The sequence below is a fragment of the Nonomuraea sp. NPDC005501 genome (assembly GCF_040605905.1).
Lineage (GTDB): Bacteria > Actinomycetota > Actinomycetes > Streptosporangiales > Streptosporangiaceae > Nonomuraea.
This window is the reverse complement of record NZ_JBEXDT010000029.1, coordinates 33178-55885: the sequence shown is the minus strand read 5'-3', so window position 1 is coordinate 55885 and position 22708 is coordinate 33178. Positions and strand designations below refer to the sequence as shown.

The 22708-nt window shown below is 70.3% G+C and carries 21 protein-coding genes; 13 read left to right on the top strand and 8 right to left on the bottom strand.

Going from position 1 to position 22708, the window contains the following annotated elements; genetic code table 11:
- Nucleotides 1-82: 82 nt before the first annotated feature.
- On the top strand, nucleotides 83-394 hold the full coding sequence (locus tag ABZS51_RS16865; protein ID WP_355441319.1) for a hypothetical protein: 312 nt from the start codon (nucleotides 83-85) through the stop codon (nucleotides 392-394).
- Between the two features lie 108 nt (nucleotides 395-502).
- Here ABZS51_RS16865 and ABZS51_RS16860 read toward each other — a convergent pair whose 3' ends face one another.
- Nucleotides 503-637 carry a hypothetical protein gene (locus tag ABZS51_RS16860; RefSeq protein ID WP_301309528.1) on the bottom strand — a complete coding sequence of 45 codons (135 nt, stop codon included), beginning with the start codon at nucleotides 635-637 and terminating at the stop codon, nucleotides 503-505.
- 120 nt (nucleotides 638-757) lie between these two features.
- Here ABZS51_RS16860 and ABZS51_RS16855 point away from each other — a divergent pair, with 120 nt between their 5' ends.
- Complete coding sequence (locus ABZS51_RS16855; RefSeq protein WP_310707790.1) at nucleotides 758-1501, top strand: deoxyribonuclease IV; 744 nt, start codon at nucleotides 758-760, stop codon at nucleotides 1499-1501.
- A gap of 82 nt (nucleotides 1502-1583) precedes the next feature.
- Here ABZS51_RS16855 and ABZS51_RS16850 read toward each other — a convergent pair whose 3' ends face one another.
- The 4 genes from ABZS51_RS16850 to ABZS51_RS16835 all read right to left on the bottom strand — a co-directional run bounded on the left by ABZS51_RS16850 (nucleotide 1584) and on the right by ABZS51_RS16835 (nucleotide 7264).
- Nucleotides 1584-2666 carry a mannosyltransferase family protein gene (locus ABZS51_RS16850; RefSeq protein ID WP_355441315.1) on the bottom strand — a complete coding sequence of 361 codons (1083 nt, stop codon included), beginning with the start codon at nucleotides 2664-2666 and terminating at the stop codon, nucleotides 1584-1586.
- Entirely contained in the window at nucleotides 2663-4015 is a 1353-nt protein-coding gene (locus ABZS51_RS16845) for a glycosyltransferase 87 family protein (RefSeq protein WP_355441312.1), read from the bottom strand. The genes ABZS51_RS16850 and ABZS51_RS16845 overlap by 4 nt, the downstream gene beginning before the upstream one ends.
- On the bottom strand, nucleotides 4012-6645 hold the full coding sequence (locus ABZS51_RS16840) for a transglycosylase domain-containing protein (RefSeq protein WP_355441309.1): 2634 nt from the start codon (nucleotides 6643-6645) through the stop codon (nucleotides 4012-4014). Before ABZS51_RS16840 ends, ABZS51_RS16845 begins: the two co-directional genes overlap by 4 nt.
- 232 nt (nucleotides 6646-6877) lie before the next feature.
- Nucleotides 6878-7264 (bottom strand): DUF5318 family protein, encoded by a 387-nt coding sequence (locus ABZS51_RS16835; protein ID WP_355441306.1) that lies wholly within the window; start codon nucleotides 7262-7264, stop codon nucleotides 6878-6880.
- A gap of 133 nt (nucleotides 7265-7397) precedes the next feature.
- Between ABZS51_RS16835 and ABZS51_RS16830 the strand changes: the two genes are divergently transcribed.
- Both ABZS51_RS16830 and ABZS51_RS16825 read left to right on the top strand, forming a co-directional pair.
- Complete coding sequence (locus ABZS51_RS16830) at nucleotides 7398-7982, top strand: PadR family transcriptional regulator (RefSeq protein ID WP_355441304.1); 585 nt, start codon at nucleotides 7398-7400, stop codon at nucleotides 7980-7982.
- A 13-nt stretch (nucleotides 7983-7995) separates the two neighbouring features.
- The gene (locus ABZS51_RS16825; protein WP_310707784.1) at nucleotides 7996-9075 is read left to right on the top strand and encodes an inositol-3-phosphate synthase; all 1080 of its coding nucleotides are present in this window, start codon (nucleotides 7996-7998) and stop codon (nucleotides 9073-9075) included.
- 133 nt (nucleotides 9076-9208) lie between these two features.
- Here ABZS51_RS16825 and idi read toward each other — a convergent pair whose 3' ends face one another.
- Nucleotides 9209-9802: an isopentenyl-diphosphate Delta-isomerase gene (idi, locus tag ABZS51_RS16820; protein WP_310707783.1), complete on the bottom strand. Its 594-nt coding sequence runs from the start codon at nucleotides 9800-9802 to the stop codon at nucleotides 9209-9211.
- A gap of 104 nt (nucleotides 9803-9906) precedes the next feature.
- On the opposite strand from idi, the gene ABZS51_RS16815 reads away from it, so the two are divergent.
- Entirely contained in the window at nucleotides 9907-11196 is a 1290-nt protein-coding gene (locus tag ABZS51_RS16815) for an MFS transporter (protein ID WP_355441301.1), read from the top strand.
- A gap of 7 nt (nucleotides 11197-11203) precedes the next feature.
- On the opposite strand, the gene ABZS51_RS16810 is transcribed toward ABZS51_RS16815, so the two are convergent.
- Nucleotides 11204-12607 carry a CCA tRNA nucleotidyltransferase gene (locus tag ABZS51_RS16810; RefSeq protein ID WP_355441364.1) on the bottom strand — a complete coding sequence of 468 codons (1404 nt, stop codon included), beginning with the start codon at nucleotides 12605-12607 and terminating at the stop codon, nucleotides 11204-11206.
- A 146-nt stretch (nucleotides 12608-12753) separates the two neighbouring features.
- Here ABZS51_RS16810 and ABZS51_RS16805 point away from each other — a divergent pair, with 146 nt between their 5' ends.
- The 8 genes from ABZS51_RS16805 to trxA all read left to right on the top strand — a co-directional run bounded on the left by ABZS51_RS16805 (nucleotide 12754) and on the right by trxA (nucleotide 21891).
- Entirely contained in the window at nucleotides 12754-13275 is a 522-nt protein-coding gene (locus tag ABZS51_RS16805; RefSeq protein WP_355441298.1) for a YbaK/EbsC family protein, read from the top strand.
- Between the two features lie 47 nt (nucleotides 13276-13322).
- Complete coding sequence (locus ABZS51_RS16800; protein WP_355441296.1) at nucleotides 13323-15563, top strand: DUF6049 family protein; 2241 nt, start codon at nucleotides 13323-13325, stop codon at nucleotides 15561-15563.
- On the top strand, nucleotides 15560-17167 hold the full coding sequence (gene murJ / locus ABZS51_RS16795; protein WP_310707779.1) for a murein biosynthesis integral membrane protein MurJ: 1608 nt from the start codon (nucleotides 15560-15562) through the stop codon (nucleotides 17165-17167). Before ABZS51_RS16800 ends, murJ begins: the two co-directional genes overlap by 4 nt.
- Nucleotides 17168-17345: 178 nt before the next feature.
- Nucleotides 17346-18866 (top strand): protein kinase family protein, encoded by a 1521-nt coding sequence (locus tag ABZS51_RS16790; RefSeq protein ID WP_355441293.1) that lies wholly within the window; start codon nucleotides 17346-17348, stop codon nucleotides 18864-18866.
- A 16-nt stretch (nucleotides 18867-18882) separates the two neighbouring features.
- Complete coding sequence (gene sigM, locus ABZS51_RS16785) at nucleotides 18883-19518, top strand: RNA polymerase sigma factor SigM (protein ID WP_355441290.1); 636 nt, start codon at nucleotides 18883-18885, stop codon at nucleotides 19516-19518.
- Nucleotides 19508-20488, top strand: a complete 981-nt coding sequence (locus tag ABZS51_RS16780; RefSeq protein ID WP_355441287.1) for a zf-HC2 domain-containing protein — start codon at nucleotides 19508-19510, stop codon at nucleotides 20486-20488. Before sigM ends, ABZS51_RS16780 begins: the two co-directional genes overlap by 11 nt.
- Nucleotides 20489-20631: 143 nt before the next feature.
- On the top strand, nucleotides 20632-21564 hold the full coding sequence (gene trxB, locus ABZS51_RS16775; protein ID WP_310707775.1) for a thioredoxin-disulfide reductase: 933 nt from the start codon (nucleotides 20632-20634) through the stop codon (nucleotides 21562-21564).
- A 12-nt stretch (nucleotides 21565-21576) separates the two neighbouring features.
- Complete coding sequence (gene trxA / locus ABZS51_RS16770) at nucleotides 21577-21891, top strand: thioredoxin (protein ID WP_310707774.1); 315 nt, start codon at nucleotides 21577-21579, stop codon at nucleotides 21889-21891.
- 82 nt (nucleotides 21892-21973) lie between these two features.
- Here trxA and ABZS51_RS16765 read toward each other — a convergent pair whose 3' ends face one another.
- Nucleotides 21974-22591, bottom strand: a complete 618-nt coding sequence (locus ABZS51_RS16765; protein WP_310707773.1) for a GNAT family N-acetyltransferase — start codon at nucleotides 22589-22591, stop codon at nucleotides 21974-21976.
- Nucleotides 22592-22708: the final 117 nt, after the last annotated feature.

The window sequence follows — 22708 nt, the reverse complement described above, 5'->3', positions numbered from 1 at the left end:
TTCACCCGTCACAACGCAGCCTGACCAGGTTACCAGCCGAGTCCATATGGGAAGGCCTGTAGGAAACCAGGGGGTGATAGTTGTGCCACACATCCTCCAACCTTCCAGAAACCAGCGGTTCAGGCTCACGCTCAACAGCGACGGGCGGGCCCATCCGGTGGAGAACACCCTGGCGGTCGTCACCGTGATCTGCGGTCTGACGGCCTTCGTCGCGGCGTTCGTCCCCGGCGGTCACGTCGTGGCTTCCTGGGCGGGCGCGCTGGGGTTCGGGACGGGCCTCTACTCCCAGTACGTCTCCGCCACGACTCCCCAGCGGGCCCTCAACATCGTCGGCGTGGTGGCGTCGTTCGTGGGCGTGGCCCTCGGCATCGCCCACGGCGGTTTCCTGCCCTGACCCCGGGCACCGCCCCCGTACGAACGAAAGACCCGTACGAACGAAAAACCCCGTACGAACGGAAGAAAGGACGGCCCCGGCGCGGCCGGGGCCGTCCGCGATATGGGGTCATCCTCCGATGTGCAGGTCCACGCCGAGCAGGACGAGGAACCAGAGGAAGACCGCGAGCAACGCCTCGGCGATGTCCTTGAGGATCCCCGGAGTGATGTAGTGGTACACCCAGGCCACGTAGAGGCCAATCACGACGTAGATCAGGATGACTAACGAGCGCCATCGCCATCGGGCCATATGCGTCTCTCCTCGCGTAGGGGGTGTCTGGCGACTTCCCCGGGGCAGGTACGGCAAACGGATAGGCTCGATGACATGGTGCGCATCGGAGCTCACGTCGGCCAGGACGATCCCGCCGCTCACGCCGCCGAGGTCGGGGCCGAGGTGGTGCAGTTCTTCCTCGGCGATCCGCAGGGCTACGACAAGCCCGTGCTGCCCGCCAAGCCCGTGGAGGGCGTCGACGTCTACATCCACGCCCCTTACCTGGTCAACGTGGCGACGACCAACAACCGGATCAGGATCCCCAGCCGCAAGCTGCTCGCCCAGCACCTGGAGGCGGCGGCCGGGCTGGGCGCCAAGGGCCTGATCGTCCACGGCGGCCACGTCAACAAGAGCGACGACCCGCAGACGGGCTTCGACAACTGGCGCAAGGTGTTCGAGCGGCTGGAGTGCCCGATCCCGGTGCTGATCGAGAACACCGCGGGCGGCGGCAACGCGATGGCGCGCAAGCTGGAGCGCATCGCGCGGCTGTGGGACGCGCTCGACGGGTTCGACGTGGGCTTCTGCCTCGACACGTGTCACGCGCACGCGGGCGGCGAGGAGCTGGTCGATCTGGTGGACCGGGTCAAGGCCATCACCGGGCGGATCGACCTGGTGCACTGCAACGACTCGCGTGACGCGTTCGACTCGGGCGCCGACCGGCACGCCAACCTGGGCAAGGGGCAGATCGATCCGGAGCTGATCCTCGCGGTGTGCCGGGCGGCCGGCGCGCCGATCGTGGTGGAGACGCCGGGCGAGGGCCAGGCGGCCGACATCGCGTTCCTGAGGGAGAACCTGTAGGACGTGGGAGTCCACAGATCGGATACACACAGGCTGTGGATAACTTCCCTGGATTACCGGGCCACGAAAGTGGGTACGGGAATCAGCCTGCCCACGCGCCGGTGAGGAACCGGATCGTGTTCAGCACCATCAGCGGCCCGGCGACCAGCCCGTACAGGGCCAGCGTCCACGGCCGCCGGGCGCCCAGCCCCGCGACGGCCGTCCACAGGGGGAACCACAGCAGCAGCGAGCGCGGGACCGACAGGTAGTAGGCCGAGGTCATGAGCGCCGCCGCCTGCAGCCCGGTGTAGACGAGCTCGCTCCACCGCCGCCGTACGGCCAGCCAGACCAGCACCGCCACCGCCAGCACGGCCCCGGCGATCTCCATCCGGAAGGCCACCGCGAAGTCGTCGTTGCCCGTCGCCGCGTGCCAGGTCGTGCTCCACGACTCCCACGGCCACACCGTCTCGCGGCCCCACCCGGCCTCCTGCGCGTGCTTCCAGGCGAGCCAGTCGCCCGAGCGGCGGTAGTGGTAGAACGAGTAGAACACCAGCGGCAGGAACGGCACGGCGAGCAGCGGCCACGGCGCCGGCCGGCCCGGCAGCTCGCGGGAGCGCCGCCGGAGGACGTACTCGACGACCAGAGCCACCGCCAGGAACAGCCCCGTGATCCGCACGCACGACGCCCCGGCGGCCAGGATGACGGCCGCCGGCCACTGCCCGCGCCGGGCGGCCAGCCACGCCGGGATCGCGAACGCGAGGAACAGCGACTCGCTGTATCCCGCGGCCAGGAACACGGCCGTCGGGAAGAGCAGCAGCGCCAGCACCGCCATCCAGCCAGGGGCGCCCTCCAGCTCGGCCAGCCGCGCCAGCGCGACCATGGCCACCGCCCCGGCCACCAGGGAGACGATCAGCCCGCACGCCGTCCAGTCCGGCACCACCAGGTGCACGATGCGCAGGATCGCGGGCAGCCCGGGGAAGAACGCGGGCAGCCCCGCGTCGGGCGGAGCGGCCGGGTCGCCGTCGTAGCCGTACCGGGCGATGACGACGAACAGCCCGGCGTCCCACTGCTTCCAGCGCTCCACGTAGGCGTTCAGAGCCGAGCCGAGCAGCGTGGCCACCAGCAGCCCGGCCCGCGAGCCTGACCAGACCAGCAGCGCGTCGCGCGCGGCCGAGCGGGTGATCACCGGTACGAGGAGGCCAGCGTGAACCGGTCAGGGGCGTCATCGAACACGCCGCCGCCCTGGTCGTCGACGCCCGCCTGCCGTACGACGTCCTTGTGCGGGCGCAGGATGTCACGGACGACCAACGCCATCATCACCGCGATCGTGATCACCCGGCCCCAGACGGCGGTGAAGTACGTGTCGTCGCCGATGCCGAGGTCGTCGCGCCCGAGCGGCTGCTGAGAGAGCAGGTAGAGCCAGATGGCGAAGAAGTACCAGATCTCGGCGAGCTGCCAGAGGGCCAGCGCCTTCCAGTTGGGCCGGGCCAGCACCGCGAACGGCACCAGCCAGAGCACGAACTGCGGCGACCACACCTTGTTCGTCATCATGAAGGCGGCCAGCGCGAGGAAGCAGATCTGCGCGAGCCGGGGCCGGCGCGGCGCGGCCAGGGTCAGGACCGCGATGCCCAGGCACAGCACGGCGAGCGAGGCCATGCCGAGCGTGCTGACGTCGGCCTCGCCGAGGACGGGCCAGCCCTTGCTCTGGAAGAACAGCCACGGCGAGCCCCAGTCGACCCCGCGCTCCTGGGAGAAGACGTAGAACCGGCGCCAGCCGTCCCAGGCGAACACCATGAACGGCACGTTGACGACCAGCCACGCCCCCGCGGCCGCGCCCATCGTCACCAGGAACGGCCGCCAGCGAGCGGTGCGCAGCGTCAGCAGGAACAGCGCCCCGGCGAACATCAACGGGTAGAACTTCGTCGCGATCGCCAGCCCGAGCAGCACGCCGGCCAGGACCTGCCGCTTCCGTGCCCAGGCCAGCAGCATGCCCATGGACAGCGCGCCGGCGACCAGGTCCCAGTTGATGTACGCGGCCAGGACGACCGACGGCGCGAGCGCGTACCACAGGGCGTCCCAGCGGCGGGTGGGCCCGGCCACGGCGGCCATCAGCACCACGCCGGCGACCAGGCAGACGCCGAGGAAGATCACCGTGCCGTCGTAGAAGCGGACGGCCTGCTGGACGGGGTCGGACTCCAGCCCGCGGGCGATCCAGGCGAAGAACTGCATGACCTCGCCGAGCACCACGGGGTACTCGACGTGCTTGTCGAACGGCACGTCGGCGAAGTACGGGTTCTGCGTGGCGAGCTGCCGGTCGAACCACAGCGGGTAGATGTCGGTGTAGCAGAAGTTGGTGTAGGTGCTGACCTGGTCGTTCCAGCCGCCGGTGCGGCACGGCAGCCGGAACACGTACGCCAGGCTCGCCCCCAGCGCCGCGAACAGCGCCAGGGGCAGGTACGGCACGGCACGCGCGGCCAGCGGCGGGCGGACGACCGGGTCGTCGTCCACCGCGTCCCCCGCCGGGTCCGTCGTCACCACTGCTCTCGCCCGGTGGGCATCGGCTCGGGCTCGTAGAACGGCGGCATGCCCGGGTCCTGACCGCCGCCCAGCAGCCCGTTGTCGTCGTCGAACCCGTTGTTCTGGTTCGGGTCGATGGTGATGATGCGGCCGCTGTCGTCGTCGCACGGGTCGATGACGCAGGTCACGTCGTCCGGCTGCTCCTCGGCCGGGTCCTTGGTGGCCGTCGGCGTGGGCACGGGCTTGGGCGCGAGGTTCTCCGAGACGCCGGTGTCCACGCGGGCCGGGAACTGCTCGACCTTCTGGCCCTTCATGGCCTCGGTCATGAAGGCCTTCCAGATGGCCGACGGGTACGTGGCGCCCTGGAAGTTCGCGCCCAGCGGCACCTCGTACGCCGTGGTGTACGGCTTCTGCGGCGTGTACTTCTTCTCCTTGGCCGGGTCCTTGCCCCGCCACCACGGGCAGTTGTCGTTGACCGGCTGGATGACCTTGCCGCCCTTGGTGCGGCATTCCTGGCGGAACATGCCGACCGCGGTGGACAGCTGCGGAGTGAAGCCGACGAACCAGGCTTCCTTGTTCTCGTTGTTGGTGCCGGTCTTGCCGGCCACGGGCCGGTCGTAGAGGGCGGCGTTGCGGCCGGTGCCCTGCTTGACCACGGCCTGGAGGGCGACGGTGGCGTCCGCCGCGGCCTCCGGGGAGATCACCTGGGCCGGGGTCTTCTTCTCCTGGTACTTGACCCGGTTCGACCGGTCCTTGACGGTGATGATGACGTGGTTCCTGAAGTGCTTGCCGCCGTTGGCGAAGATCGAGTAGCCGCCGGCCTGCTCGACGGCGGTCACCTGGCCGGAGCCGATGGTGATCAGGTAGTGGTGGCGGTTCTTGGCGTCCTCCAGCCGGTCCTTGCTGAGGCCGGCGCGGCTGGCGATCTCGATGACCTTCTCGAGGGTGACCTTCTCCCCCATCTTGGCGAACGCGGTGTTGACCGAGTGGGCCGTGGCGTCGACGACGTCGATCGAGGAGGCGCCGGAGGCGTGGTCGTTGTTGATCGGGGTGGTGCCCTCGAGCTTGAGCGGGCCCTTGGCCGGCAGGTAGCTCCTGAGGCTGTAACCGGAGTCGAGCCAGGCCGCGAGCACGTAGGGCTTGAACGCCGAGGCGGCCTGCTTCTGCGACAGGAAGGCGTCGTTCCAGGCGTCCTTCTCGTAGTCGTCGCCGCCGTAGAAGGCGCGGATCCGGCCGTTGGTCGGGTCGACGGCCGCCAGCGTGGCGTTGATCTCGCCGGTCAGGCCGGCGGTGTGCTTGTTGACGGCGTCCCTGGCGGCCAGCATCAGCTTCTTGTCGAACGTCGAGGTGATCTTGTAACCACCCGTCTCGACGTCCTCCTTGGAGATGTTGTAGTCGGCCTTCAGCTCGTTCAGCACAGCCTCGACCATGTAGCCGGTCAGGCCCTTGAAGTAGTCCCTGTTCTTGACCTTGACGCGCTTGGGCGAGGTCGGCGCCTTGGCCGGCAGGGTGCCGTAGGCGGCGGGGTCGAGCTTGGCCATCTGCCCGACCACGTAGACGTAGCGCTCCTCGGTGGGCTTCATGTTGCCCGCGATCTCGGCCCGGTCGAACGCGTCGGGGTTCTGGATGCGGCCGGCCAGGTAGGCGCCCTGCTGGGGCGTCAGCTCCTTCACCGGCTTGCCGAAGAACTGCTGGGCCGCGGCGCCGATGCCGTACGCGCCGCGTCCGAAGTAGATGGTGTTGAGGTACTGCAGGAGGATCTGGTCCTTGGTGAGCTGCTTGTTCAGCTTGACCGCGACGAAGATCTCCTTGATCTTGCGCTCGACGCTGCGCTCCTGGGAGAGGCCGTCGTAGTAGTTGCGGGCCATCTGCTGGGTGATGGTGGAGGCGCCCTGCACCTGCTGGCCGGAGACCGTGCTGAAGACGGAGCGCACCATGCCGGAGAAGGAGATGCCGGCGTCCTCGCGGAAGCCGCTGTTCTCGGCGGCGATGACCGCGTCCTGCACGTGCCGCGGGATCTGGTTGATGTCCTTGACCGGGACGCGCTTGGTGCCGAGCTTGGCCAGGACCTCGCCGTTGGCGTAGTACATGGTGCTGCCCTGGTCGTCGACCGTGTCCTGGACCTGGTCCTCGGTCGGCATGGGCATGTTGGCGTAGGCGACCGCGATCATGCCGAAGACGCCGGCGGTGACGACCGCGAAGCCGGCCAGCACGATCTTCCAGCTCGGCAGGAACCTGAGCCACGCCGGGCGCTTCCTGCCGGAGTCGCCCGGCGGCTCGCCGGGACCCTGCGGCCCGCCAGGACCCCCGGGGCCGCCCGACCCGCCGGGCCCACCGGGCCCACCCGGCCCGGCGTTGCCGCCGTTGCCGCGACCGCGGGCGCGGCGCGGCGCCTCGCTGATCATCGTCTCCTGTTCGCCGCGCCGCCTTCCCTCGCGCCGCCCGGGCACGCGCGGCCCCGGCTCGCCGGGCATCCCCATCGCGACGGTCTCCTGTGCTGGACCGGCGGGAGCGCGCCGCCCGGACTCACGCCGCCCGGACGGCTCGCGCCGCTCGGGCTCACGCCGCTGTGGTTCCCGGCCCTGCGGCTCACGGCGGGGCGGCTCGTGCGGCTGCTCGTACGGCTGTTCGTACGACTGCGCGGCCATGGCGCCGGTCTGCTCGTAGGCCGCCTCCGCACGACGGGAAGGCTGCCCCGTGTCCCAGCCGGGATCCCCGGTTTGCGGTGCCTGAGCCTGGGGAACGGAACGGGATGAGCTGGAGCGACGGCGCCTCCCCGGGCGGGCCGTCCCCTCGTCGTGGCTGAAACTCAACACGTCCTCGCATCGTCGTCGGATAGCACGGCGGATCGGGCGTGCTGCTGCCTGCCGCCTTCGGTCTCTAATCTCGGCCGACGAGATCCGGCGGTCCGTTGCCGAGGACGAACGAGACCGTCAAGTGGTTCCAGGAGCAACCCTGGCAGACCTCGACCACGTACACACGGAACTCGTCGTAATCATGGGCCATTTCGACGAGATCTGACGTCGCCTTTGCCTGACCCGCATGCCGCCCCAAGGAATCCCCGTAGACATAGGTCACGTTGGTGACGTTCTGCCTTTCGCACATCGGGCATAGGCGTTCGGTCGGTTCGCCGAAGTGCCGGGCCGCGCGAAGGAGGTACGGCTGTGCGTCACACACGTCGCCGGGCGTGCCGTGCCCGGTACGCAGGTCGCGGACCACTGCTCGCTTGGCGAGGCCGTAATCCACCACCCTTCGCTGTGACCACATGAGCGCCAGACTACGGCTTTTTGGTGATTGCTCCCAACGACTTGGCAAAGTCAGTGATTGCAGCGATATAGCGAACTGACGTATCCTCGGGATGTATCGACTTGATACATCGACGCGAGAGGGGGCGGTTCCCGTGGCCAGCGGACAAGGCAGAGTGCTGGAACTGGCCGTGCTCGGGTCGCTGCACGAAACCCCGCTCCACGGCTATGAGCTGCGGAAACGGCTCAACGCTCTGCTGGGGATGTTCCGTGCGTTCTCCTACGGGTCGCTCTACCCCTGCCTGCGATCGCTGCTCTCCCAGGGCCTCATCGCCGAGGAGCAGCCGGCTCCGGCCACGATCGTGGGCGGCCGATCGAAGATCGTCTACAAGCTGACGGCCGAGGGGAAGGAGCGGCTCCAGGAACTGCTCACCCAGGCCGGCCCGTCGGCCTGGGAGGACGAGAGCTTCGGCGTCCACTTCGCGTTCTTCAGGCATACGGAGGCCGAGGTGCGCCTGCGCATCCTCGAAGGCCGCCGCAGCCGCCTGGAGGAGCGCCTGGACAGCGTGCGCACCGCCCTGGCCCGCACCAGGGAGCGCCTCGACAGCTACACGCTGGAGCTGCAGCGTCACGGTCTCGAATCGGTCGAACGCGAGGTGCGTTGGCTGAACGAGCTGATCGCGACGGAGAGACGGGCATCACAGGAGCCCGAGAGAGATACCACGTCAACTGATGAGTAAGGGAGCGAGTGCGATGGGTTCGGTTCGCGTGGCCATTGTCGGTGTCGGCAACTGCGCGGCGTCACTGGTCCAGGGCGTCCACTACTACAAGGACGCCGACCCGGCGGTCCGGGTGCCTGGCCTGATGCACGTGAAGTTCGGCGACTACCACGTGGGCGACGTCGAGTTCGTCGCCGCCTTCGACGTGGACGCCAAGAAGGTCGGCCGTGACCTCTCCGAGGCGATCGTCGCCAGCGAGAACAACACGATCAAGATCGCGGACGTCCCGCCGACGGGGGTGGTCGTGCAGCGCGGCCACACCTTCGACGGTCTGGGCGAGTACTACCGGGAGATCGTCGACGAGTCCGACGAGGAGCCGGTCGACGTCGTCAAGGTGCTGCGCGACAACCAGGTGGACGTCCTCGTCTCCTACCTGCCGGTGGGCTCCGAGGAGGCCGACCGGTTCTACGCGCAGTGCGCGATCGACGCCAAGGTCGCCTTCGTCAACGCGCTGCCCGTCTTCATCGCCTCCGACCCCGAGTGGGCCGAGAAGTTCACGCAGGCGGGTGTGCCGATCGTCGGCGACGACATCAAGTCGCAGGTCGGCGCCACCATCACGCATCGGGTCATGGCCAAGCTGTTCGAGGACCGCGGGGTCGAGCTGCTGCGCACGTACCAGCTCAACTTCGGCGGCAACATGGACTTCATGAACATGCTGGAGCGCAAGCGGCTCCAGTCGAAGAAGATCTCCAAGACGCAGTCGGTCACCTCGCAGATCCCGCACGAGATGCGCAAGGCCGACGTGCACATCGGCCCGTCGGACCACGTGCCGTGGCTCGACGACCGCAAGTGGGCCTACGTCCGCCTGGAGGGCCGCTCGTTCGGCGACACCCCGCTCAACCTGGAGTACAAGCTCGAGGTCTGGGACTCGCCGAACTCGGCCGGCATCATCATCGACGCGGTGCGCGCCGCCAAGATCGCCCTGGACCGGGGCATCGGCGGCCCGATCCTCAGCGCGTCGTCCTACTTCATGAAGTCGCCGCCCGTGCAGTACTCCGACGACGAGGCGCGCGACTACGTCGAGAAGTACATCCGCGGCGAGGTCGAAAGATAGGCATCCGCCACGGCACAGCCGAGGAGGGCCCGGTCGCCGCACGCGGCTGAGGGCCTCCAGGGAGACGGCGGCTGACCCGCACAGGGTCGGCCGCCGTCACGGCGCCTGGTGGGCCGTCGCCGGGGCCGGGGCGTCAGCCGGTGGGGACCCGGGCCGCGGGGGGCAGCTCGGCCTCGGCGGCCGTGGGCCAGGCCATCGGGTCGGGGCCGAGCCCGACCAGGAGCGGCACCTGTTCGGCGCACCACGGCGAGATGGCCAGCTCGCCCGTCAGCACGCGCGCGGCGAACTCCTGCCACGGCATCCACTGGGTCTCTCCCACCTCCTCCGGGTTGAGCACCGCCGGGGTCTCGGCCGTGACGCGGTAGACGGGGCACAGCTCGTGCTCGACGATGCCGTTGCCCATGACCGCCCGGTAGGCGAACGTGGGCAGCATCAGGTCGGCGCGCTCCACGGCCAGGCCCAGCTCGTAGGAGAGCCTGCGGGTGACGGCGTGGTCGAGCGGCTCGCCCGGCAGCGGGTGGCCGCAGCAGCTGTTGGTCCACACGCCGGGCCAGGTCAGCTTGTGGTCGGCGCGCCTGGTCAGCAGCACGCGACCGTCGCGGTCGAAGACGTAGCTGGAGAAGGCCAGATGGAGCGGCGTCTCCCGGCCGTGCACCGACATCTTGGGCGCGGTGCCGACCGCGCGGCCCTCGCCGTCGACCAGCACCACCAGTTCATCAGTCGTCACGCTACGAAGCGTACGTGATCATGTCGGCGGGCAGAACCTGGTTCGCGCACCTGCTGCGCCAACTCTCGCGCCTGGGACGTCCTGGGCGGGACTAGGCTGACTGCGTGTCGTTCGTCGCCGATCTCCGGATAGTCCTGCAGGGCCGAGACTTCCGCCGGCTTTTCGGCACGCGGCTGGTCTCGCAGTTCTCCGACGGGATCTTCCAGTTCGGCGTGGCCGGGTTCGCCTTCTTCAGCCCGGAGAAGCAGACCACCGCGCTGGCCGTGGCCGCCGGACTCGCCGTGCTGTTGCTGCCGTACAGCGTGCTGGGGCCGTTCGTCGGCGTCTTCATCGACCGGTGGTCGCGGCGGCAGATCCTGGTGATCGCGCCCCTCGTGCGCGGCGGGCTGCTGCTGGCCGCGGCGGCGCTCGTCGCGGCCGGCGCGCCGGAGCCGGTGTTCTACGCCGCGGCGCTCGGCGTCCTGGCGGTCAACCGGTTCTTCCTGGCCGCGCTGGGCGCGTCCCTGCCGCACGTGGTGCCGGTGGAGCGGCTGATGGCCGCCAACGCCGTCACGCCCACCTCCGGCACCGTCGTGACGTTCGTGGGCTTCGGGGTGGGGTTCGTGCTGCGCGAGACGCTCGGCGGCGGCGCGTTCGGCACGGCGGTGCTGCTGCTCGTCTCGGGCGTCGTGTTCGGGCTGAGCGCCCTGATCGCGCGCACGATGGAGCGCTCGCTGCTCGGCCCCTCCTACGCCCCCGACCGGCCGCAGGCGAGCCAGGCGGTCAGGAACGTGGTCGCCGGCCTCGTGGACGGCGCCCGTCACCTGGCGCGCCACCGCAGGGCCGCCGCCACGATGGGCGCCATGGCCGCGCACCGGTTCCTGTACGGCATGGCGACCGCGCTCGGCATCATCCTGTACCGCTACTACTTCACCGACGGCGACCCCGACGCGGCCCTGCGCGGCATCAGCTTGGTGGTGGCCACCTCCGGCGTGGGCTACTTCCTCGCCGTCATCATCACGCCGTGGGCCACGGAGCGGTACACGATGGAGCGGTGGGTGCCGATGGCGCTGGCCGCGGCCGGCGTGCTCACGGCGCCGGTCATCATGCCGTTCCAGGAGTGGGGGCTCCCGGTGGCCGGTTTCGTGCTCGGCATCGCCGGCCAGAGCGTCAAGATCTGCGCCGACACGGCCGTGCAGCGCGACGTCGAGGACGCCTACCTGGGCCGCGCCTTCTCGATCTACGACATGCTCTTCAACGGCATGTACGTGCTGGCCGCGGCGCTGTCGGCGGCCATCCTGCCGGCCGACGGCAAGTCCTACCTCACCGCGGCGATCATCTCGGCGGGCTACCCGGTGGCCGCGCTGGCCTACCGCCTGATCGTGCGGCCCCCGGTGCCCACGCCCTCGCCCTGACCGGCCGTCAGGAGCCGATCAGGCCGTTGTCGCGGGCCCACTCCAGCAGCGCCTCGGTGGCCGCCTCGGTGCCGATGACGCCCTTGTCCAGGCGCAGCTCCAGCAGGAACTTGTAGGCCTGGCCCACCACCGGTCCCGGGCCGACGCCGAGGATCCGCTGGATGTCGTTGCCGTCGAGCTCCGGCCGGATCTTGGCCAGCTCCTCCTCGTCGGCCAGCCGGGCGATGCGCTCCTCCAGCTGGTCGTAGGTGCGCGACAGCGCCGCCGCCTTGCGCTTGTTGCGGGTCGTGCAGTCGGCCCGGGTGAGCTTGTGCAGGCGGGTGAGCAGGTGGCCGGCGTCGCGCACGTAGCGGCGCACGGCGCTGTCGGTCCACTCGCCCGTGCCGTAGCCGTGGAAGCGCAGGTGGAGCTCCACCAGCCGCGACACGTCGGCCACGACGTCCTTGGGGAAGCGCAGCTCCGCCATGCGCTTCTTGGTCAGCTGGGCGCCGACCACCTCGTGGTGGTGGAAGGAGACCCGGCCGCCGGGCTCGTGGCGGCGTGTCTTGGGCTTGCCGATGTCGTGCAGGAGCGCCGCCCAGCGCAGGATGCGGTCGGCCCGGCCGTCCTCCTCCTGGGCGATCGCCTGGTCGAGCACGGTCAGGGTGTGCTCGTAGACGTCCTTGTGCCGGTGGTGCTCGTCGATCTCCAGGCGCAGCCGGGGCAGCTCGGGCAGGACGTGGTCGGCGAGCCCGGTGTCGACCAGCAGGCGCAGGCCCTCGCGGGGCCGGGCGCCGCAGATCAGCTTGTCCAGCTCGTCGCGGATCCGCTCGGCCGAGACGATCTCGATGCGCCCGGCCATGGAGGTCATCGCCTCCACGGCGGCGTCGTCCACGGCGAAGCCGAGCTGGGAGGCGAACCGCGCGGCGCGCAGCATGCGCAGCGGGTCGTCGCCGAAGGACCGCTCCGGGGGGCCCGGCGTGCGCATCCTCCTGGCCGCCAGGTCGGTCAGGCCACCGTACGGGTCGACGAACTCGTGGCCGGGCAGGCGAACGGCCATCGCGTTGACCGCGAAGTCGCGCCGCTCCAGGTCGGCCTCCAGCGTCTCGCCGTACATGACCTCGGGCTTGCGCGACTTGGGGTCGTAGGACTCGCTCCGGTACGTCGTGATCTCGATCAGCCAGCCGCCCTTGCGCACTCCGACGGTGCCGAAGTCGATGCCGATGGTCCACACCGAGTCGGCCCAGTCGCGTACGAGGGACAGCACGCGCTCGGGGTGGGCGTCGGTGGTGAGGTCGAGGTCGTTGCCGATGCGACCGAGGAGCATGTCGCGCACCGGGCCGCCCACGAGGGCCAGCTCGTGCCCCTGGTCGGCGAACAGGCGGCCGAGCTCGTCGGCGACGGGGGCGATCTTGCGGAACAGGTCGCTCATGGCCCGCTGCTGGTTGTCGGTCAGATTTGAGTCGGACAAGCTGGGTAGGTCCTTCGATTCCGGAACATATCCCCCGGGCCACATGAGGTCCGGGTTACCGTCGGTCAAGAGGACCGTCGGGGGCCAAGGAACGAAGGAGCGTGTTCATGAAGGACGCCCTCGCGATCCACCGCTGGCTCCTCGCACACCAGGTCCATCATGAGATCGTACGCCTTCCGCGTCCCATCACCACCGCGGACGAGCTGCCCGAGACGATCTCCGCCGCGCCCGAGAGGTGCGTCGCGGTCACGGTGTTCGAGGCCACGACGAGGCTCGGGCACGAGGTCGTCGCCGTCGTCTCCTCGGTCGCCGCGCCGCCGCGGCCCGGGGCGGTCGGCGGCCTGCTGGGGGCGCGTGAGGTGCGGCACGCCCCCGCGTTCCTGGTCAACTCCGCCACCGACTACGCCGCCGGCCTGGTGTGCCCGCTGCTGCTGCCGCGCCGGCTCCCGCTGCTCATCGACGACCGGCTCAGCTCCGACGGGGAGCCGATCTTCATGGCCAGCGGCGAACGACACACCGCGGTGCGCATGCGCGCCCTTGACCTGCAGTCCCTCCTGTCCGGCAAGACCGTGAACCTCAGGATTCCCATGCCCAGGGGACCACGTGAGGCGATCGCGCTGCGGCACTGAGCCCGTACCATTGCGGGCGTGCGCCGTACTCCAGCCCGGGCGGACGCGTGATCCGTAAGGCCACGCTGCTCGCCGTCGTCTCCGCCGCGTTGCTCGCGCCCCTGGGCGCGGTGACGCCGGGCGCTGCTGCCGCGAGGACGACGACCGCCTCGGCGCCCGCCCAGGCATCCGCCCAGGCCGCCCGCCAGGGGCTGGCCCTCATCGTGTCCTCCATCACACCCGACTGGGCCAAGGGCGCCGCCGACGAGATCAAGATCTCCGGCACCCTGCGCAACGACACCGGCACCGCCCTGACCGGCCTGCTCGTACGGCTGCGCTACTCGCCGCAGCCGCTCCCCAACCGGGCCGCCGTCGAGGCCTACCAGGCCGACCTGAGCGACCCGCAGACCCCGGGCAACGTCTCCGGGAGGTCCGCCATGACGATCGCGTCGCTGGCGGCGGGCGCCTCGACCCCGTGGGAGATCACGCTGACCCCGGCGCAGCTCGCCGCTCCGGGCACGCCCCGCTTCGGCGTCTACCCGATCGCGATCGAGGTCCAGCAGCTCGGCTGGCGGCAGCTCGCCGTCCAGCGCACGTTCATCACGTACGCGCCCCCGCAGCCCAAGCCGGTGCGCAACAAGCTGGCCGTCGCCCTCCCGCTGATCGACCAGCCGCACCGCGCCGACGACCCGAACTTCGCCGACGACAAGCTGGGCCCGGCGCTGACCGGCAAGGGCCGGCTCGCCGACCTCCTCCGCATCGCCAAGGCCGCGCCCGAGAGCGTCACCTGGTTCCTCGACCCCGCCCTGCTCGACGACGTGACCGCCATGTCCAAGCCGTACACGGTCAGCACCAAGGACGGCCCGGTCAAGAAGCCCGCCGACAGCGCGGCCGCGCAGTGGCTCACCGACCTGCGCGAGGCCCTGGCCGACTCCCCCGTCGTGGCCACCCCGTACGCCGACCCCGACGTGGCCGCGCTGGCTCACAAGGGGTTCGACACGCAGGTCGGCCGGGCGATCGAGCTGGGCGGGCAGAAGGCCACCCAGCTCCTCAGGCCCGAGGTGTCGACCTCGATCAACTGGCCGGCCTCCGGGCTGCTCGACGCCGACGCGCTCGACCTGCTGGCCGTCGGCAAGCCCGGCGTCGCCCAGGTGCGCAAGGTCCTGCTCAACTCCACCAACCTGCCGCCGCAGGGTCAGCAGCAGCCGGGAACGGAGACGACGCAGCAGGCGGCCCTCGCGCCCGGGGCCGTCACCCCCGACGCCGCGGCCACGCTGTACAGCGTCGCCGGGCCCGTCACGGCGCTCGTCGCCGACCCCGCGCTCAGCCGGCTCTTCGAGCCCGGCGGCGGCGCCGGCTCGGTGCTGCTGAGCCGCCAGCGCTTCATCGCCGAGACCGCGATGATCTCCGCCGAGCCCGGGCAGACGACCCCGCGCTCGCTGGTCATCGCGCCCTCCCGCCGCTGGGACCCCAACCCCACGCTGGTCTCCGCCCTGCTCAAGACCGCGAAGAGCCTGCCGTGGCTGACGCTCACCCCGCTCGACTCGGTCAAGCCGGCCAAGGCCAAGACGGTCCAGACCGGCCAGTCGGCACAGCCGGCGCGCGCCGGCCTCACCTACACCGATCAGGACCGCAAGGAAGAGCTCGGCGCCAAGTACCTCACGCCGATCAAGGACATCGCCCGCAAGGCCGACCTCACCTCGCTCATCACCACGGACAAGCCGCCGTCGGCGTTCGACGCGGCCGTGCTGCGGCTGACGTCCTCCGCCTGGCGCAACCAGACGCGGGCCGGGCGCGCGGCGGCCGAGCTGGTCGCCGACGCCGTGGACGACCGGATGGACATGATCACGATCACCGGCGCCGACCCCGACCGGCCGCGCACCCTCGCCGGGTCCGACGGCGTCGTGCCGATCAGCGTCAAGAACTCTCTGCCGGTCGAGGTGACGGTCGACGTCCGCGTCGTCTCCAACAACCACAAGCTGCTGAAGGTCGTCGACGTCCAGGAGCCCCGGCGGCTGGTGATCGGCGGCAACGGCCAGAGCGGCACCCTCCCGGTCGCGATGCAGGCGACGCCCGGCGTCAGCGGCGACTCCGCCGTGACCGTCCAGCTCCTCACCTCCGACGGGAAGCCGTACGGCAAGCCGGTGAAGCTCATCATCCGCACCACCGGCTACACCGGCATCGCCCTGGTGATCGTCGGCGCGGCGCTGACGGTCATGCTCGCCGCGGTCGTGACGCGGGTCCTCAGGCGCAGATCGCAGCGACGGCTCGAACGGGCCGCCAAGAGTCGGGAAAGTGAGACCGTATGAGCCGCATGCTCCGGGCCAGCGCCGTCATGGCCGCGGGGACCATGGTGTCGAGGGTCACGGGCTTCGTGCGCACCATGGTGCTGGCCATCGCGATCGGCACCGCCGGCATGGGCGACGCCTACAACGCGGCCTACTCCATCCCGTACAGCATCCTCGACCTGCTGCTGCTCGGCGTCCTGAGCAGCGTCGTCGTGCCGATGATCGTCCGGGCGCAGAAGCAGGACCCCGACGGCGGTCGCGCCTACGAGCAGCGCCTGCTGAGCCTGTCCGCGGTCGCACTGGCCGTCGTCGCGGTGATCGCCGTGCTGGCCGCGCCGCTGCTCATCGACCTCTACACCACGGGCTGGAGCGGGCGTAAGTTCGACGTCGCGGTGACGCTGGCCCGCTTCATCCTGCCGCAGCTCGCCTTCTTCGGCGTCGGCGCGGTGGCGGGCGCCATCCTCAACACCCGCGACCGCTTCGCGGCCCCCATGTGGGCGCCCGTGCTCAACAACGTCGTGGTCATCTGCGTGCTGCTCGCCTACGTGGTCGTGGTGGGCGACGCGGGCGACGACATCGGCCGCGTCACCGACGGGCAGCTCGCCCTGCTGGGCCTCGGCACCACCGCGGGCATCGTGGCCCAGGCGGTCGTGCTGATCGTGGCGCTGCGGCGGGCCGGGTTCGAGTTCGTGCCCCGCTTCGACCTGCGCAACGCCCGGCTCGGCGAGATGGGCCGGGCGGGCGCGTGGACCATCGGCTACGTGGTGGTCACCCAGCTCGGCTTCATGCTGACCACCAACCTGGCCAGCTCCGCGGGCGACTCCGTCTCGGGTCACGGCATCAGCCCCTACACCTACGCCTTCCAGCTCTTCCAGCTCCCGTACGGCATCATCGGGGTCTCGGTGATCACGGCGATGCTGCCGCGCATGAGCCGCGCGGTGAGCGAGGGCCGGTTCGGCGACGTGCGCAGCGAGTTCGCCTCCAGCGTGCGGCTCATCGGCTCCATCATGGTCCCGGTGTCGCTGCTGCTCATGGTGCTCGGCCCGGCCATCACCGTGCCGATCTACGCGCACGGGTCCGTGCCGCTCCAGGACGCCGTCTACATCGGCAACGTCCTGCAGGTGTACGGCCTGGCCCTGGTGCCGTTCGCGATCTTCCAGCTCCTGCTGCGCGTCTTCTACAGCTTCGGCGACACCCGGACCCCGGTGTACGTGGGGGCGGCCACGACCGTGGTCAACGCACTGCTCATGTGGATCATGTATCAGGTGCTCCCGTATGCCTACACGGTGATGGGACTGGCCTTCGCCTACGCCGTCGCGTACGCTCTCGGGGCGGTGGCCGCCTGGTGGCTGGCCTCCCGGCGGGTGCACGGGCTGGGCGGCTGGCAGATCGGCATGGCCATGACCCGGATGTACCTCGCCGCTCTGCCCACGGCCGTGCTGGCGCTGGCCGTGGTGTGGCTGGTCCAGCTCGCGTTCGGCGGGCTGAGCTTCCTCACCTCGGTGATCATCCTGGTGGTCGGCGGGGGCGTGGGCATGCTGCTGTACCTCGCCGTGGCTCACCGTATGCGCATCCCCGAGGTCAACTCGATCGTGGGGATGGTTGCCGGGCGGTTGGGCCGGTAAGGAAGCCGGTAAGGAATCACGGGCGGAACCGGCGCGGCACTACCATGGTGCCCACACGCGCGAATGGAAGCAGGAGGGGCGTGGGCGGATCCACCCGGCATAGCGTGCCTACGTGGGACACGACCACGCAGGCCACCCGAGTCATGAGCACGCCCGATCAGCCGAGCGGAGTGAGTCAGTGAGCACGTCGGCGGTCGAACCCGGCACTCGTCTCGCCCAACGCTTCCGGCTCGAGGACCGGGTCACCGAGTCCGACGGCGCCACTCTGTGGAAGGCCATCGACGAGATCCTCGCCCGCCCCGTCGCCGTCCACACCTTCTCCGCCGACTTCCCCCGCGTCCACGAGGTCGTCACCGCCGCCCGGGCCGCCAGCCGGCTCACCGACCCGCGGCTGACGCAGGTGTTCGACGCGGCAGAGGAGGAGGACTACTCCTACGTCGTGAGCGAGTGGGTCACCGGCGAGACCCTGTCCGACCTGGTCGCGGCCGGCCCGCTGGACCCGGAGCGGGCGGCGGGGCTGGTGGCCGAGGCTGCCGAGGCCCTCGCGCACGCCCACGAGGCCGGCCTGTACCACCTGTGCCTGCGCCCGTCCCACCTGGTGTGGACGACCGGCAACACCGTCAAGGTGCTGGGCGTCGCCGTCGACGCGGCCCTGTCGGGGCTCACCACCGACCAGCCCGCCCTGGACGACGCCGAGGGCCTGGGCCGGCTGCTGTACGCGGGTCTGACCGGCCACTGGCCGGGCGACGAGGAGGAGGGCGGCCTGCCGCCCGCTCCCATGACCGACGGCCACGTCTGCACGCCACGCCAGGTCACCGCCGGAGTGCCGAGCTACCTCGACACCGTCACGGTCAAGGCGTGCCTGCCCGAGTCGCGCAAGGGCCACGGCGCCCTGAACAGCCCGGCGGCCGTGGCCGAGGCGCTGGCGGGCGTCGCGCGGCCGATGCCGATCCCCATCGACTACAACGCCGCCCCGCCCTCGGTGACGGTCACCTCGCCGTCGGAGGGCCTCGACACCGACGTACGGCCGCCGCGGCCCCAGCCGCCGATCCAGCACCTGACCGTCCCACAGCGCGGGAGCTCCCAGCGCGGCGGGATGGTCAACCGCGTGCTCATGACGGTCGTGGTGCTGCTCGTCATCGCCGCGGTCGGCGTCGGCGCGTGGACGATCGGCCGCAGCCTGGGCAGCGGCAAGGGCGGCTCGGAGGCGCAGGGCACGCCCTCGGCGACCTCGGCGTCCGTCACCGCGGCCCCGCAGGCGGTCAAGCCGAAGAGGGCGATCGCGTTCGACCCCTTGGGCGACAAGGAGGAGAACACCGGCGCCGAGCTGGCGATCGACGGCAAGCCCAGCACGCTCTGGAAGACCGACAACTACAACACCGCCGAGCTGGGCAACCTCAAGGAGGGCGTCGGCCTGCTGCTCGACATGGGCAAGCCGGTGCAGATCAGCGACGTGGTGGCCACGCTGTCCGGCGCGAGCGGGGCGAGCGTGGAGCTCAAGGTGGGCGACGCCCCTGATCTTTCGGCGCTGAAGACCGTCACCAAGCAGAAGGGCGCCTCGGGGAAGGTCACGCTGAAGCCCGATCAAGCGGCCACCGGGCAGTACGTTCTGATCTGGTTTACGCGGCTTCCGGCAGATGCGGGCGGCTTTCATGGCACCATCTATGAGGTAATGGTCCACTCCTCCGGATCGGCATAAACCAGGAATCCCTCTTGTGAACTCCCCACCCGAGACACCCTCATCAGCGGAGCGGCCGGCGATCACTGACGCCGCGCTGCTGACCGCGCACATCGACGGGGATCCACACGCGTTCAGCGAGATCGTCAAGAGGCACCGAGACCGCATGTGGGCGGTCGCCCTGCGCACGCTCGGCGACCCCGACGAAGCGGCCGACGCCGTGCAGGACGCGTTCGTGTCCGCCTATCGCAAGGCGGGCTCGTTCCGCGGCGAGGCGGCCGTCACCACCTGGCTCCACCGCATCGTTGTCAACGCCTGCCTCGACCGGATGCGCCGCAAGTCCATCCGGCCGGTCGCGGACGACGAGCTCATCGAGGCCGCCGAGCGCGAGACGCCCCTGCCCGACCACACGGTCGAGCGGGAGGTCTCGATGGAGGTCTCTGCCGCGCTGAAACGGCTCCCGGCCGACCAGCGGGCGGCTCTCGTGCTCGTCGACATGATGGGTTATTCGGTCGAAGACGCAGCTCAGGTGCTCGGCGTGCCCAGCGGCACCGTCAAGAGCCGATGCGCCCGAGGCCGGGCGAAGCTTGCCCCGATTCTTTCGCATCTGCGGAACCGTTCGGACCTCGGTCGCGTCTCATCCGGGAAGGGAGCAGAACTTCGTGACGGGTGATACGCACTACGATCTGGAGATCCTCGCCGAGTTGGCAGAGGGCCTCCTGGACGCCGGCACGGCCCGCCAGGTCCGCGACCATCTCGCGGTATGCGACCCCTGTGGGGAGCTCCTGGCAGACCTGGCAGCGGTTCGCGAGGTGCTCGCGGCTACGCCCACACCGGCCATGCCGATGGGAGTCGCACTGCGCATCGACAAGGCGCTCGCCGCCGAGGCACTCGCCGCCGAGGCCGAGCAGCGGCGCGGGGGCGTGGACCTCGCCGAGGCGCCGGACTGGGACAAGCTCATGCGGGACGCTCCATGGGAGCAGCCCGCCGTGGTGAGCGAGCCGGTCCGCCTCAGGCCCGCAGCGCGCCTGGCGCCGGAGCCGGTCCACACGGTCCCCTCCTACGAGGAGCCGGCCCACGCGGCGGAGGCCGAGGAGACCGTACGGCTCGGAGTGGTCGCCGACGACGGGACCATCGTCCCGGCGCGGCGGGTGGCCCGACGCCGCCGGTGGGCTATGCCGGCGGTCGCGGCCGCTGCCGCGGCGGCCGTCGTGGGCGGCGTCGTCGTCTCCGGCAACCTGCTCGTGGCCGATGGCGGCGGTTCGGGCTCCAGCCGGCAGGTGGCGGCCCAGCCGGCCCCCGCCCCGACCAAGGAGGTGGCGAAGGCCAGGCCGTACGCGCTGACCGACAGCGGCCACAACTACAGCGACGGCGAGCTGCGGCAGCGCCTGGGGGGCTTCCTGGCCCCCGCTCCGATCGTGGCCGGCGTCACGGCCGACACCAACAAGGTGGCGACGTGCGTCAATCAGGTCGCCGGCCGTACCAAGCTGAAGATCTTCGCGGTCGACCAGGGTCAGTACAACGGCCAGGAGGCCGTGATCGTGGTGTCCCGGCGGGACGAGACGGCCAAGCGCATCCGCGTCGACGTCGTCGACCCGTTCCACTGCAAGAACCTGCGCAAGCCGAAGATCGGCCGCTGGTGACCTGTCGATCGTGAGCACACGTCAGAGCCCGCTTCGGCGGGCTCTTTCGTTTGATCCGGGCGTCGCGGGCAGGGGTGGGAATCTCCGCGGCCTAGGATCTGTTGACGCCACTGGCAAAAACAGACGAGGAAGGCGTGGGAGCGTTGAGCGACGTTCGTAACGTGATCATCATCGGGTCCGGGCCCGCTGGCTACACCGCGGCCGTCTACTCCGCGCGCGCCGAGCTCAACCCGCTGGTCTTCGAAGGCTCCGTCACCGCCGGTGGCGCCCTGATGAACACCACCGACGTGGAGAACTTCCCGGGGTTCCCCGACGGCATCATGGGCCCCGACCTGATGGACAACCTGCGCAAGCAGGCCGAGCGGTTCGGCGCCGAGCTGATGGCCGACGACGTGGTCGAGGTCGACCTCGAAGCCAATCCCAAGGTCATCAAGACCTACACCGACACCTACTACGCGAAGTCGGTCATCCTGGCGATGGGTTCGCGCTACCGCGAGCTGGGCCTGGAGAACGAGAAGCGGCTGTCCGGCCGGGGCGTCTCCTGGTGTGCCACCTGTGACGGCTTCTTCTTCCGCAACAAGGACATCGTGGTGGTCGGCGGTGGTGACACCGCGATGGAGGAGGCCACGTTCCTGACCCGGTTCGGACGCATGGTGACGGTCGTCCACCGCCGCGACCAGCTCCGCGCCAGCAAGATCATGCAGGAGCGGGCGCTCGCCAACGACAAGATCCGCTTCGTCTGGGACAGCGAGGTCGTGGACGTCCTCGGCGAGTCCAGGGTCGAGGCCGTCAAGCTGCGCAACGTGAAGACCGGTGAGGAGTGCGAGCTCGCCACCGACGCCCTCTTCCTCGCAATCGGCCACGACCCGCGCACCGAGCTGGTCAAGGGCCAGATCGACCTCGACGATGAGGGCTACGTCAAGGTCGCCTCCCCCAGCACCCAGACGAACATCGACGGCGTGTTCGCCGCCGGCGACGTCGTCGACCACACCTACCGTCAGGCCATCACCGCGGCCGGCACCGGCTGCTCGGCGTCGCTCGACTCCGAGCGCTGGCTCGCCGCACACGAAAGTTAAGGAGCGCACACCGTGAAGGCAGTAACCGACGCCACGTTCGAGGCCGACGTCCTGAAGAGCGACAAGCCCGTTCTGGTCGACTTCTGGGCCGAGTGGTGCGGCCCGTGCCGTCAGGTCGCGCCCATCCTCGAAGAGATCGCCAAGGAGCACGGCGACAAGCTGGAGATCGTCAAGCTCAACATCGACGAGAACCCCAACGTGCCGCGCGACTACGGCGTGCTGCAGATCCCGACCATGAACGTCTTCAAGAACGGCGAGGTGGTCAAGCAGATCATCGGCGCCAAGCCGAAGGCCATGCTGCTGCGCGAGCTCGACGGCATCATCTGAGGCTCCGCGACCACGCTGCACCGATGACGAAGGCCCTCCGCTCACGCGGGGGGCCTTCCGGTTGTACGGGGCCAGAAGTGGCTCAGACGGGGCGAAGGGCCCGTTCCGGGCTCATGGAGCCGAGGAGCCGCTCCAGCGCCACCTCGACGTCCTCGCGCCACGACACGGCCGTCTTCAGCTCCAGCCGTAGCCGGGGGAACCGCAGATGCGGCCGTACCGTCTTGAACCCGACCGAGAGCAGGTAGTCGGCCGGCACCACGCAGCTCGGCTCCTCCCACTTCAGGTCGCCGAACGCCTCGATGGCCTTGACGCCCCGCCGGGTCAGGTCCTTGGCCATGCCCTGGATCAGCATCCGCCCCAGGCCGCCGCCCGAGAACTCGGGGATGATGTGCGCCGTCATCAGCAGCACCGCGTCCGCGCTGACCGGCGAGGTGGGGAAGGCGAGGGAGCGCGGGGTGTAGAGCGGCGGGCTGTACAGGACGAACCCGGCGGGCACCCCGTCGACATACACGATCTTCCCGCAGCTGCCCCACTCCAGCAGGGTGGCGGAGATCCACGCCTCTTTCTCCAGCGCGGGGTCTCCCGAGTCGACCGCGCGCTCGCCGCCGAGCGGGTCGAGCTCCCAGAACACGCACCGCCTGCAACGGCGCGGCAGATCGTCAAGATTGTCCAGGGTGATGTTGACCAGCCGGCGCGACAACTACGGCCCCAATCGTTGACCCGGAAAAGCCCGCGAAAACCGCGTCCCCAGCTGGCATCGTAGCTCAGTGGGACGCCGTCAGCGGGTACCACGGCGTCCAGCCCGGTCACGGGCGAC